Here is a 12843-nt window from a genome sequence, read left to right as displayed (position 1 = left end):
TTTGCCATACAAGCAAAATAACTGTATCTTAGTTTCCAATTTTATCACTGTGGAGATTTTTAATGTTTCAAAAAATTGGTATGTTCTGCGTTGGTGCCTTATTTGGTGCTCAGGTTTTCGCTGCGAATTATCCTCTGGCTCCCTTCACCACTATCGAATACGATTTAGTACCGAACAAACCTGAAGTGCTTACTAATTTTACTTTATTCACTATCAAAGCCGAATGTGAATTACAAACCGCTGAACCAGCCGCAGTCCTTCGGGTCTTTATGAAAAAGCGCTCTGGCACTATTAATGACATGCCAATTAGTGAAGGCGATGAAACAGCTCTGCTCGTTGAAAATGGAAAAACCCTGCGCTTGACCGCTGTCTCAGCTGCTGTAGTGGAATTGGAAAATAAAGGGAATGAAATAGTTCATGCTAAATGTAGAACGGTGAAGTAAAACACCGTAATCGACGTACTGCTCTTCTCGCCTACGTGCCACTGAGAGCCTACGTACCCCGCTTTATGCGGGGTATCCATAAAAATGGTAGTGAGTTTTAAAAGCTTTTGCCAATCAGACGCATTGCCTGGATACCGCGAACAAGTCGCGGTACGTAGGTATTTGTAAAGTGGGTAAGTAAGCATTGTAAAGCGTTAAGCAGACGATTAAACCTCCGCCAATGATTTGGCAATCGATTCCGTCATCACTTTAGCATCTCCGAAAAGCATATAGGTGTTGTCACGGAAGAAGAGATCGTTTTCCACGCCCGCATAGCCTGCATTCAGGCTTCTCTTCACAAACAATACCGTTTTGGCTTTCTCAACTTCCAATACCGGCATGCCATAAATCGGTGAACTGGGATCAGTCTTAGCCGCCGGGTTGGTTATATCATTGGCGCCAATCACAAATGCGACATCTGCGGTTCCAAAATCACGATTAATTTCGCTTTGCTCAAAAACGCGATCATAGGGAATATTTGCTTCTGCTAATAACACATTCATATGACCAGGCATACGACCTGCGACAGGGTGAATCGCAAACCGAACGCGAATGTCTTTCTTTTCTAGCGCATCAACCAGCTCCTTCACCGCATGTTGCGCATGCGCTACCGCCATACCATATCCGGGAACGATAATAACGTCCTTGGCATTACTAAGCAGAAAGGCGGCATCTTCACCATTGGCCTGATGAACTTGCTGATTGCCGTTTAATCCACTCGCATGAGCTGCGGCACTGCTTCCCTGAATCCCGCCAAAGATGACATTGATAATCGAACGATTCATGCCTACGCACATGATATAACTGAGAATGGCCCCGCTGGCACCTACCAGAGCACCGGTAATCACCAGCAAATGATTACTCAGGGTAAATCCAATCCCTGCAGCAGCCCATCCGGAATAAGAATTTAACATGGAGATAACGACAGGCATGTCGGCGCCGCCAATTGGCATTATCAACAAAAATCCGAGTGCAAAGGACAGCAAGGCGAGCAGGCTAAATACCCAGAATGCCTGAGTCATAACAAAATGAATTAATAAAGCAAGAATGGCAATTCCCAATAAGAGATTCACTATTTTTTGGCCGGTATATTTCAAAGGCTGACCGGACATTAAGCCCTGAAGCTTGAGAAATGCGATAATCGAACCGGAAAAAGTAATCGCTCCAATGATTAGTCCAAGGCTCATCTCAATGAGGCTTGAGGTATGAATTTCTCCCGGCTCTCCAATATTAAAAGCAGCTGGCGACAAAAAGGCACAGAATGCGACCAGAACTGCCGCCAAACCCACAAGTGAGTGGAAACCGGCGACTAACTGAGGTATGGCTGTCATGTTAATCTTTAGCGCAATAAACGTTCCGACTATTCCGCCCGCGATAATCAGGCCGATAAGCAACAGGTGATGATTGATGACTGGCATCATCAGAGTAGCGCCAATTGCCAGTGCCATCCCGAATATACCCAGTAAGTTACCTCGGCGGGAAGTTGACGGGCTAGCCAGACCCTTTAAGGCCAGAATAAAACAGACAGCGGCAATCAAATAGAAAAATGAAATCATTGTCGTCATGACGGTACCATCCATTAAATTATTTTTTATACATACGCAGCATGCGTTGCGTAACTACGAAACCGCCAAAAATATTGATTGCGGTGATGAAAATACCCAAACCTCCCAACCAGCCGACACTTCCGCCAAGATGTGTTCCGGTGGCTATAAGCGCTCCGAGAATAATAATACTTGAAATGGCATTCGTTACCGACATAAGCGGCGTGTGCAGCGCAGGAGTGACTTTCCATACGACGTAATAGCCGACAAAGCAGGCGAGAACGAAAATAGTCAGTGTAGCGACGTAGGGGTTGTTAATAAAAACGGCACTAGGCATTTTGAGCCTCCTTCGTGGATTGAAATGGCATATAAGCACCCTGATGGCATAACAATGCCTGTTTCATAATTTCATCCTGATCATTAAATGATAAGGAGCCTGGCTTATCCGCCATCAGGCGAATCAGATTCAGTACATTGTTGGCATAGAGTTCACTGGCTGTTGCCGGAACCAGGCCCGCCATATTACTGATTCCGACGATGCTTACGTCATTCACTTTAACGACCTGATCTTTTTGGCTGCCTTCACAATTGCCGCCTCGGGAAGTAGCTAAATCCACTATGACGGAGCCTTTTTTCATATGAGCGACAGTAGCGCTTCTAATAAGAACAGGCGCTTGTTTCCCGGGGATTAATGCGGTGCAAATGATAATGTCAGCCATTTTGGCGTACTTATCAATCAATTCTGCCTGGCGTATTTTGTATTCTTCACTCATCTCACGAGCATAGCCGCCGCTGGTCTCCGCATCAGAATCATCGCTGACTTCAATAAATTCAGCCCCAAGGCTTTCTACCTGTTCTTTAGCCGCGCGACGAACGTCAAAGGCATAAACAACGGCACCAAGCCTCTTGGCTGTTGCAATCGCCTGCAGGCCGGCAACACCTGCACCAAGAATCAATACTTTTGCAGGATGAATCATTCCGGCAGCAGTCATCATCATCGGAATGGCTCGATGATAATATTGAACTGCCTCGAGAATGGCGCGGTAGCCTGCAAGATTAGCCTGTGATGAGAGACTATCCATGCTTTGGGCACGGCTGATTCGCGGAATCAGATTCATAGAGAACAGGCTCATTTGCTGCCGGGTAGCCCAGCTGATCAATTCGCTATTTGCCTGATTATCAAAAGGACCGACAATGAGAGAGTTGGCCGGTAGACCCAGCAACTCCCCAGGAGGTAGTTCACTGACACAAACCAGAATCCTGGTCTGTTGCAGCAGCTCCTGCCGGTTGGCGATAACTTTGGCGCCAGCCTGAATATAATCATCATCGGTAAATCCGGCAGCAGCTCCGGCATTACTTTCGCAACAGACTTCCAGCTCAAGCTTGTTATAATGTTTAACGACACTGGGAGTAATGGCTACTCGCGTATCATGGCTGTTTTCATTTAAAGCGGTAATTATCATAGTAAAGATCCTTTTTACCAGCAGTATTGAAGTCTCTCAATTCAGGAGAGTGTCCTAGGTAATTGAGCAGTCAGAAACTATTCTTCTTTAATATACTCGATTTTGCTATGGGTTGACAGAATCATGGCAAAATTTGAGTTTGCAGTTTGTTATGGGTTTCGATAAAGTAGGCGACAATGGAAGTCCAAGCTCATCATTATGGAAATTCTTTGTTTTTATGCAGGAATTGCGTTTTTCTATACGCATTCTCCCTATGCGGTATTATTTATGCTCATTGGCTTATTATTCAAGGCAAGCCGATGGGTTCTGCTTTGGTTTATTGCGGCTATTTTATGGTCCTTAATACACCAATGCTGGGTTGCCGAGCAGGGTGTCCCGAACACTGGCCTGATTGCTAAAGCGACAGTACGTGGAAAAGTCGTGTCAATTCCGTCCGTTTCTGAAGAAAAAGCTCAGTTTCAGTTTCTAATAAGCGAGCTGGATGGAAAAAAAGCCAGCGCTTATGCCATGTTATCCTGTTATCAGCATTGTCCTGAAATTACCACCGGGCAGCATTGGCAATTCGAAGTCAAATTAAAAAAGCCACAGCCGCCGGGTAATCCTGGAGGAATCAATTATCGCCAGTCTTTACAGGCACGTCATATTCACTGGACAGGGTATTTAAAAAATAAAAATCATAAACTGCTTCGGGATGAGTCCAAATCCTCAAGCGTTTTAAATCTGCGCTTCTACCTGTCCGAATTAATCCAGAAATATCTGAATGATCCTGTTAGTGCCGGCATCATACAAGCCTTGACACTGGGGGTAACCAATCATATTGCCAAATCAGAATGGGAGCTGTTTCGCCGTACCGGAACCACTCATTTAATGGTCATATCGGGGGCGCATATAGGCTTGGTTGCCGGGCTTATCTATAGCTTGTGCCGATGGGTTTGGACAAGATTTCCTGGTTTATGTCTCTATCGGCCGGCTCAACAGGCTGGAAGTATTGGCGGTATTCTGGCGGCTTTGGTTTATTCTTTATTGGCAGGCTTTGCAGTACCGGCCCAACGATCGCTCATTGCCTGTACTCTGATGCTAAGCAAAAATTTTGGCAGGCAGCGATTTACCGGCTGGCAAACCTGGCGTTATGCACTGCTTATTGTTTTGCTTATCGAACCACATGCCGTGTTATTACCCGGGTTTTATTTGTCCTTCATCGCGGTTGCGACTCTGATTTCTACCAGTCAGCGAATCAGCCATTTGAGAGGCTTGAAAAAAATGATGGCCTTACAAATTGCCTGTCTGCTAGGCTTAATGCCATTGACTTTATTCTGGTTTTCTTATGGCGCAATTAATGGATTGTTAGCTAATCTGATTGCTATTCCCCTGGTTGGTTATGCCATCGTACCTTTGGGATTGCTCGGGGTGTTGCTGCTGCTTTGCTTTAAAACGGCCGTGGTTTTATGGCCGGTTATCAGTGTGATCCATCTGCTGATGTGGTATTTGCACGCTATTAATTCCCTGGCGTGGATGAATTTTGAGTTTGGTCTGAATAATATACTGCAACTGTTTGCTTTAAGTCTCGGTGTCAGCCTTGCGGTGTTTCTACCAGATAAAAAGCTGATTCTGGCTTTAAGCCTCTTTATAGTCTGCACACTATTTCCTTCCTATCCCAAGGTAAAAGAGGGTGATTTTATTTTGGATGTACTGGATGTGGGACAGGGCTTGTCGGTTGTGCTCAGAACGGCCAATCATATTCTTGTATATGATACCGGCATGAAATTTTATCATGGAAGCGATATGGCTGAGATCGCTATAAACCCTTATCTTCGTACAATTGGCATTAATAAAATTGATAAAGTCGTTATTTCTCATCCAGACCTGGATCATCGCGGGGGACTTCCCAGTCTGGAAAAACGCTTCCCCGTTGCTGAGTTGATTGTCGATAATGTGGAATTTTACAAACGGGGCAAGAACTGCCATCTTTACCCGGATTGGGAATGGGATGGTATTCATTTCCATTTTTTTCCTATACAACAAACTTTCAGAGATAAGAATAATTCATCCTGCGTTTTGCAGATAAGCAGTCGTAACCGAACCATACTATTGACTGGTGATATTGAAAAGAGAGCGGAAAATTATTTAACAGAAACCTATGGTAAGCATTTGGCGGCGGATCTATTGGTAGTTGCTCATCACGGCAGCAAGACGTCCTCCACAAAAGAGTTTATTGAGCAGGTACAGCCCCGGTTCGCAGTAATTTCTGCCGGTTTTGATAACCGCTATCATTTTCCACATCCACAAACCTTGCTCACTCTGAAAAAGGCCGATGTTATTATTTATAATACCATTAATTGCGGAATGCTTGAGTGGACTGAGACAGCAATGCCAGTCTGTTATCGTAAAGAGGAACTTTAAGTAGAAAAAATTCCTCCTCATAAAACTTAAACGGTTAAAGCATGGCTTCTAACGAATTCAGTTTCCCAGGAAGTTATATCATTTCGAAGTGATGTCGTTGTGGGAAATTGTTCGTGCCAGACCAGAGGAAGTCTAGGTTTAGACATTTTATCTATATAACGATCCAAATCATTTAAATAGCTTTTGACATCAGCAATCGGAATGTCGCTCAGTTTGTTAAACTCATAAGTTTTAAAGATAACTGAGGCAAGCGCTGAATTGGCTATTTTTTCCTCATTCCCCTTATACTCGGCATCAATTTTGATCAACGCATAAATACAGGCACCAGTGATGACACGAGCCAGAAAAGCCTCTTTTTTATCATGGCGGTCAAGCTTATCCTCTTGTGACATGTCCGGAGTAATTTTGAACTCTTCATCCAAATTACCATAACCACCTTTATTGGCCTCAATGCCATTTGCCAGCGCCTCAATAAAGTAGGTATCTTGTTTGCGTTTTTTATTATCTGTTTTGCCGAAAGCCCATCTGGTGATGAAGCTACGATTGTCATCTCTTTGAGAGCGCTCTTCTGCATATACCTCAGAAATGCTTTTTGTTCGAGAGATAAGAGTGGCTAACCTTGGAATATTAAATGGCATAATAACCTCACTGTTAAAAAATACCAGACGGACTGTGTATAGTTTTCCTTCACAGTTATCACATTATGGAAATAGTGTTTTATAGTCAAGTTTTATCGATAGATGGATCGAAAATCGATAGGCAGTGAGTTAATAATTGACAATTTAATGGACATATTGTATCATGCGCCAACTTTATGCTGACTGGTAAAATAGAATGCGAGTCGTTTTTTTTCTGCTGGGTTGTTGTCTTTTTTTCAATTCCACTTATGCAGCACAGGAAAACTGCGAGCAACAACAGTGTATAGCCATTGTGGATGCAGGAAGCACTGGATCGCGCCTGCATCTCTACTCCTATGATTTGGAAGGCCAAACTCCGGTGAATATCACCGAGCGATATTCCAAAAAAATCAAACCTGGCTTAGCAACCATCGAAGCCAACGAACCGACCGTAGACGCCTACCTGACTACTCTTTTTTCCGGCGCCCCTGCTTATCAGATTCCTGTTTATTTTTACTCCACAGCGGGCATGCGCTTGCTGCCTCAGCCAAAACAACAGCAGATGAACAATTTAGTGCAGCAATGGTTTACCAATCAAAGCCAATGGCAGCTTGTTGAAGCCAAAACCATCACTGGTATGGATGAAGGAATGTATGGCTGGCTGGCAATCAATTATCAGCTCAATACTTTAAAGAACGACAGCGAAACTGTGGGCACAATGGACATGGGAGGCGCCTCGGTACAAATCGTTTTTCCGGTGAGTGCCTCTTCAGAGGTAAACAGTCAGGATATCCGTGAGCTTGATATATACGGACGTCACTTCAAATTATTCATTCACAGCTTTCTGGGGTTAGGACAAACTGAAGTCACCCATCAGTTTCTCGATGATTCGGTATGCTTTGCCAACGACTATCAAATGCCCGCAGGCGAAAAAGGGCAGGGCGACGCCTATGTGTGCGAAGGAGAAATATCCAGCCTGATGAATGCAGTGCATCACGTAAACCGGGTAGTTCAACCTGCTCTTCAAGCCAATCCAGTAAAAAACTGGTATGTAATGGGCGGCCTGGTTGATTTGGCAAAAAGCCAGCCATTCAACTACACCGAACAAGAATTCAACAATCAATCCCTGCTCGATGAAGCCAATTCTCAAATATGCCAGCAACAATGGGGCGCATTAAACAGCCAGTTTCCAGGCAATGAATACCTATACGGCTACTGCCTATTCCCAGCTTACTACTATGCCCTGATGGTAGACGGATACGGCCTGAATTCCCAACAGCCCCTTCACTATCTAGGCGCCGACAAATCCAGCGACTGGACCATCGGAGTAGTCCTGCAACAACCCCAAAAGGACTCGCAAACCGCTTTAAATTAAGTAATAATCATCTGAATGCCGTTGTAGCTCAGTCGGTAGAGCAATTGATTCGTAATCAAGAGGTCAGAGGTTCGACTCCTCTCAGCGGCATAGTAAAATCAAGTGGTTACGAAACTTTTTCGAGAAGGTCTTTTTTTGTGTCGCAGCTGTGTCGCAATAAAATCTTTGTTTTTTCTTAGTCTATACTCTAGGTATTAGTGCTTCAGTCAAAAAGGACATGATATGCATACTAGAGTCCTTATTTCTTTTCTATTGTTAGTTCTACTACCGCTTACATCATTTTCCGAAGAAAAATTCGACAAAATAAGATGTAATGGAAAGCTCATAGAATCAGGTGACTCCCTACAATTTGTAATTGAAAATTGTGGTGATCCAGTTGACAGGAGAAATTGGGGAAACCAATATGAGACTCAAAAACATCTCTATTTCAAAGCTCCAGGGGAATCAGGTTGTTATTACACTTTTTTTATTGATGACAAGATAGTAGCTAGTGTCTATAGAGGGTATCAAGGATGTCCTTAAGAGCCCTCATACATAAACTAGGAATAGGAGTTTTCACCTCCGTATTGCTAGCAGTTCCTTTATTTACTTATGCTAAATCAGGTTGTTGTTCACATCATGGAGGAGTTGCAGGATGTAATTCATCAACTGGATTTTATCGTTGTTCTGATGGAACAGATTCTCCTTCCTGTATTTGTGGATATTCTACCCAAAATAATTCTATCAAATATAATCCTTTTAATACCAATACCAATACCAATACCAATACCAATACCAATACCAATACCAATACCAATACCAATACCAATACCAATATTAGTGCACCATCATCAACAATAACCATTGGAGACATAATTGTTTATAAATGGACAGATAAGAAGGGAGTTGTGCATTATAGCGATCTGTAATGCCCCCCAAATAAACCGGTCCACCTAGTTTTAAATTAACGACTAGGAATAGGACTAGTAATATGACTATAACAACAATAGAATGTAGCGAAATAATTCACTCCAGTCGTAAGCGAAAACGTTGGACAGCTTACGAAAAACAACAAATAGTTCATGAAACCTACCAAACAGGCGTAACAGTATCCTTTATTGCACGCAAACACGGTATTCCCCCCAGTCAACTATTTTACTGGCGAAAAATAATGGAGAATGGTGCATTGACCAGCGTTAAAACAGAAGAAGAAGTCATCCCTGAAAGTGAAGCCAAGGCGTTGAAAAAACGTATTAAGCAACTTGAGCAAGTTCTGGGACAAAAGACATTGGAAAATGAGATTCTGCGTGAAGCAGTTAAGCTGGGTCGAGAAAAAAAACTGATCTCGCGACAACCCTTGTACGGGATAAGCGATTTCGAATAAGAGCAGTTGCCAGGGCGCTGCTGGTTTCTCGCTCCCACTTAACGCAGAGGTTGAAAAATATGGAACACTCCAGAAAACAAACGGTTAAAATACGTGATCAGGAACTACTGCCTTACATTCGTGAAATAACGGATAAACGCAGTAGTTATGGCTATCGCAGGGTTACAACGCTTCTTAATCCACGAGTTAAAAAAGAGAGGTCTTGCCTGCGTCAATCATAAACGTGTATATCGTATTATGAAGCAAAATCAATTATTACTGCCGGCGTATGGCAAAAAACAAACACGAGTACATGATGGGAAAGTCATTACATTGCATAGGAATACTCGTTGGTGTTCAGATTGTTTTACCATACAGTGCGCTAACGGCGATAGAGTTCATGTCGCCTTTGCAATGGATACTTGTGACAGAGAAGTATTAGGCTATATCGCCTCGACAGTGGGCATTGACGGACAGGCAATCAGGGACTTATAGCTAGAAAGTGTTGAGTACCGGTTTGGTGCAGCAGAATACATGCCCAAACAGATACAGTGGTTAACTGACAATGGCCCTTGTTATGTAGCCAGAGACACTGTGTATTTTGCAAGAACCTTAGGCTTTGATGTGAGGACGGACAACACCAGCATATAGCCCTGAAAGCAATGGTATGGCAGAGGTTTGTTAAAACGTTTAAACGAAATTATGTCGCTTTTTTTGATCTTGATGATGCGCAGACTGTTATGAAAAAGCTTCCTGAATGGTTTGACGATTACAACGAAGTTGCGCCTCATAAAGGCTTAAAAATGATGGCTCCCAGGGAATATATCAGGAGCTTATTAGCGGTGAGTTAGGTGGTTCGGTTTTATAGGGGCAACTCCACGATCGACCATTTAGGTAATAAGTAAAATCAATTTTATCGATACATAATTTAAATTTGTCGATACATAAACATATCTCATGGCTTTGATCTAATTATCAATAATTTTGCTATAATTTGAACAATGGATATTAATAGGGAACTTATGTCCGTAAATAAATTGCGATCTATTTTAAAGAGAGCTCTTCCTAACTTATCTAAAATGTTTTCCGAAAAAGAAGGTGTTCAGCAGTACAGGAAAATATTAACGTATTTTTTAAAGGATGGAGTAATCGATCCCCTTGAGTTAGAGCAACTCAAATATGTAGAAAATAAATACGAACTTACAAAGGAGGAAATAAGAAAAATTCAAAGAAAGGCATTATCGACCTATTTTAATGAGATTATATCTGATCAGAGAATTAGTGAAGAAGAACGAAAATCGTTACAAGATTTATTGAATTTATTCTCTTTACAAACTAACGAAATTAATTTTGATCAGAAAATTTTCAACAAATATTATACCTTGGGATTAATTGAGCAAGGCTCATTACCATCAGTTGAAAATAAAAATGAACTTAACATTATTTTTAAACCAAATGAAATATTGCACTATGGTGCATCTTCCCAATTAAATAAAATAAAAAAAGTTACTAAACGAATCAATTATGGTGGCTTGACTGGTTCTATAAAAATTATGAAAGGCGTTCGTTATAGGATCGGCTCTATTGGTGTTCAAACAAAAACACAAGAAATTCTTGATACAGAAGATGTCGGAATTTTATACATTACAAACCAACGTATTGGTTTCAAAGGTAATAAGAAGCAATTTAATATCTTATTTAATAAAATCATATCTTTTGAATTATTTTCAGAAGGCATCTTTATATTCAAACAAGGCAAAGAAACTCCTTATATTTTAACTTTGGATGATTATGAGGTTCCTTTGAGCATTCTTTCCTGTCTCTTAAATAAGTAAGAATAGAAAAGGATTATAATTTATGCAGCCTAGTATTTGTAAATTATGTGAATCCAAATTTAAACTTCATGAAAGCCATATTATTCCCAGATTCATTTATAAATGGTTAAAAAAAACATCTAAAACCGGCCATTTAAGAATAATGAATAAAATAAATCATAGAATACAAGATGGGTATAAAAAATTGTGGTTATGCCAAAATTGTGAAACTTTATTTGGTAAATGGGAAAAATATTTTGCTGAACAAATTTTTATTCCAGTAATAAAAAATAATTCCGCTCAATTTCTTTATAATGAAAATCTTATAAAATTTGCGGTATCCATTTGCTGGCGAGTACTATTATTTTTTAAAGAAGAGAATCTATTAAAACCTAGTATATCGTCTCTCACGAATTCAACATTAAATAATTGGTCAAATTTTATTCAAAATAATATTGCTAATCCAGGTTGTAATGAAGTACATCTCTATAATTTAGTAGGATATCCTAATGATTCAACAAATATTAGCATTTATCTTTCGAGAACCATCGATTTTGATGTCATATTTTTCGGGAACGATATCTTTGTATATATAAAATTACCGTTTTTTATTATTACGGGATATTTAAATCTTGAGTCAAAATCAGAGTTAAGAGAATCTCGTATTAAATTGAGCTATGGTAATTATCCAAAAAAAATTAATTTTCCTGGGGACTTATGGAGGTATATTAACAATAAAGCATTATACACAGAACAGTGTCTAAACAACTTATCAGATGAACAACAATCTAAAATTTTACAGTCATTACGGAAAATCAGTCTATCAATTTCAAATTAATTTTCGATGATGTCTTCAATTGCCTTAACTCCTTTTTGTCGTGTTAGACTGCAATTGGCTGCGAAATCTTGAAGAATTTTTCCATCGGGATTAACAAACCTTGAGCTATGTTCATAATTTAGATGTGTTCATTAAAAATGAACATTATAAAAAAATGAACAATATTGCTTAACTATAAATCTAGAATACTAATAATTAGAGTTCTAATGTGTTATGTGTTGAATAACTAAATGTGGTTTTCAGAAATTTAATTACAAACTATTACTTAAAAATGGGGCAATTGGGACTGTAGGGACAACCTTATAAACACTAGATTTTAAGTGTCCCAATATAAAATGTTCGCTTGGGACAAATGGGACAGATCCTGCTTGAAAAATTTTTTTAGTAACAAACAATATCATTTAATAACAATCAGATCACCAGGCTTTAAAGCGCTTGACACCCTTTTAAATTGCAAGCAATACTTCTCGTGAGCTGTATACTTTTGCGGGTCCACGGTCCTGTAAAAGTCACGGAAAATGAAATATCACGACTATTATCCGGCCGGACAGTCAACTGATATTCATCGAGCAGGACGCATACCGTCGGCATTAAGCTGAATGAATAATCATTTGATGAGGTTCCATATGAATAAAAACTATCTCGTTTACAACTATTAAACGAATTTGAATCCGCACCGACTTCTGCGTTGTTTAATCAACACACTTTGGCGGCTGTTTTGAATTGTTCCACCCAACTTTTGGAGCGCAATCGCTGGGAAGGAAAGGGCGTTCCCTATCTTAAAATTGGTCGTAAGGTTTTGTATCGCAAAAGTGACGTGTTGTCTTTTCTCCAACAACAGAAAATCTATCGCTCTACTGGTGACCTAGGTGAGCTGCTTTCATTGGTCAACGAATAAATCCCATAGAAGAAATAGATTGTTCACGGATGGATAGGGTTTCTATCTTCCTTGGGCGTTGTCGGAGAAA

General features: G+C 40.7%; 11 protein-coding genes, 1 tRNA gene and 2 pseudogenes. 10 read left to right on the top strand and 4 right to left on the bottom strand.

The genetic code is table 11. The features are described 5' to 3' along the window. Positions 1-62 precede the first annotated feature (62 nt). Positions 63-443: a hypothetical protein gene (locus DYH61_RS10095; protein ID WP_058509015.1), complete on the top strand. Its 381-nt coding sequence runs from the start codon at positions 63-65 to the stop codon at positions 441-443. A 206-nt stretch (positions 444-649) separates the two neighbouring features. Here DYH61_RS10095 and DYH61_RS10090 read toward each other — a convergent pair whose 3' ends face one another. The 3 genes from DYH61_RS10090 to DYH61_RS10080 are packed head-to-tail and all read right to left on the bottom strand — an operon-like array spanning position 650 to position 3489. Next, the gene (locus DYH61_RS10090) at positions 650-2047 is read right to left on the bottom strand and encodes an NAD(P)(+) transhydrogenase (Re/Si-specific) subunit beta (RefSeq protein ID WP_058509016.1); all 1398 of its coding nucleotides are present in this window, start codon (positions 2045-2047) and stop codon (positions 650-652) included. A gap of 19 nt (positions 2048-2066) precedes the next feature. Further along, on the bottom strand, positions 2067-2363 hold the full coding sequence (locus DYH61_RS10085) for a proton-translocating transhydrogenase family protein (protein ID WP_058509017.1): 297 nt from the start codon (positions 2361-2363) through the stop codon (positions 2067-2069). Beyond that, positions 2356-3489: an NAD(P) transhydrogenase subunit alpha gene (locus DYH61_RS10080; RefSeq protein WP_058509018.1), complete on the bottom strand. Its 1134-nt coding sequence runs from the start codon at positions 3487-3489 to the stop codon at positions 2356-2358. Before DYH61_RS10080 ends, DYH61_RS10085 begins: the two co-directional genes overlap by 8 nt. A gap of 198 nt (positions 3490-3687) precedes the next feature. Here DYH61_RS10080 and DYH61_RS10075 point away from each other — a divergent pair, with 198 nt between their 5' ends. After that, positions 3688-5889, top strand: a complete 2202-nt coding sequence (locus DYH61_RS10075; protein WP_058509019.1) for a DNA internalization-related competence protein ComEC/Rec2 — start codon at positions 3688-3690, stop codon at positions 5887-5889. Positions 5890-5915: 26 nt separating this feature from the next. On the opposite strand, the gene DYH61_RS10070 is transcribed toward DYH61_RS10075, so the two are convergent. Beyond that, complete coding sequence (locus tag DYH61_RS10070) at positions 5916-6527, bottom strand: hypothetical protein (RefSeq protein ID WP_058509020.1); 612 nt, start codon at positions 6525-6527, stop codon at positions 5916-5918. Positions 6528-6723: 196 nt separating this feature from the next. Here DYH61_RS10070 and DYH61_RS10065 point away from each other — a divergent pair, with 196 nt between their 5' ends. The 8 genes and pseudogenes from DYH61_RS10065 to DYH61_RS15910 form a co-directional block, all read left to right on the top strand. After that, positions 6724-7881 (top strand): acetate and sugar kinases/Hsc70/actin family protein, encoded by a 1158-nt coding sequence (locus DYH61_RS10065; protein ID WP_058509021.1) that lies wholly within the window; start codon positions 6724-6726, stop codon positions 7879-7881. A gap of 17 nt (positions 7882-7898) precedes the next feature. Further along, a tRNA-Thr gene (locus DYH61_RS10060) sits at positions 7899-7971 on the top strand. Between the two features lie 132 nt (positions 7972-8103). Further along, on the top strand, positions 8104-8403 hold the full coding sequence (locus DYH61_RS16000; protein WP_058509022.1) for a DUF2845 domain-containing protein: 300 nt from the start codon (positions 8104-8106) through the stop codon (positions 8401-8403). Next, positions 8394-8789 carry a DUF4124 domain-containing protein gene (locus DYH61_RS10050; RefSeq protein WP_058509023.1) on the top strand — a complete coding sequence of 132 codons (396 nt, stop codon included), beginning with the start codon at positions 8394-8396 and terminating at the stop codon, positions 8787-8789. The genes DYH61_RS16000 and DYH61_RS10050 overlap by 10 nt, the downstream gene beginning before the upstream one ends. Before the next feature lie 62 nt (positions 8790-8851). Then, a pseudogene (locus tag DYH61_RS10045) lies at positions 8852-10074 on the top strand (IS3 family transposase). A gap of 171 nt (positions 10075-10245) precedes the next feature. Further along, a complete protein-coding gene (locus DYH61_RS10040) occupies positions 10246-11058 on the top strand; it encodes a hypothetical protein (protein WP_133129138.1) in 813 nt (270 codons plus the stop codon). Between the two features lie 22 nt (positions 11059-11080). Then, entirely contained in the window at positions 11081-11875 is a 795-nt protein-coding gene (locus DYH61_RS10035; RefSeq protein ID WP_058508638.1) for a hypothetical protein, read from the top strand. Positions 11876-12509: 634 nt separating this feature from the next. Further along, a pseudogene (locus DYH61_RS15910) lies at positions 12510-12773 on the top strand (helix-turn-helix domain-containing protein); the annotation flags it as partial. Positions 12774-12843 lie beyond the last annotated feature (70 nt).

This window comes from Legionella quinlivanii (genome assembly GCF_900461555.1).
In the GTDB taxonomy this organism is placed as follows: domain Bacteria; phylum Pseudomonadota; class Gammaproteobacteria; order Legionellales; family Legionellaceae; genus Legionella_C; species Legionella_C quinlivanii.
This window is presented reverse-complemented; position numbering and strand designations above follow the sequence as displayed.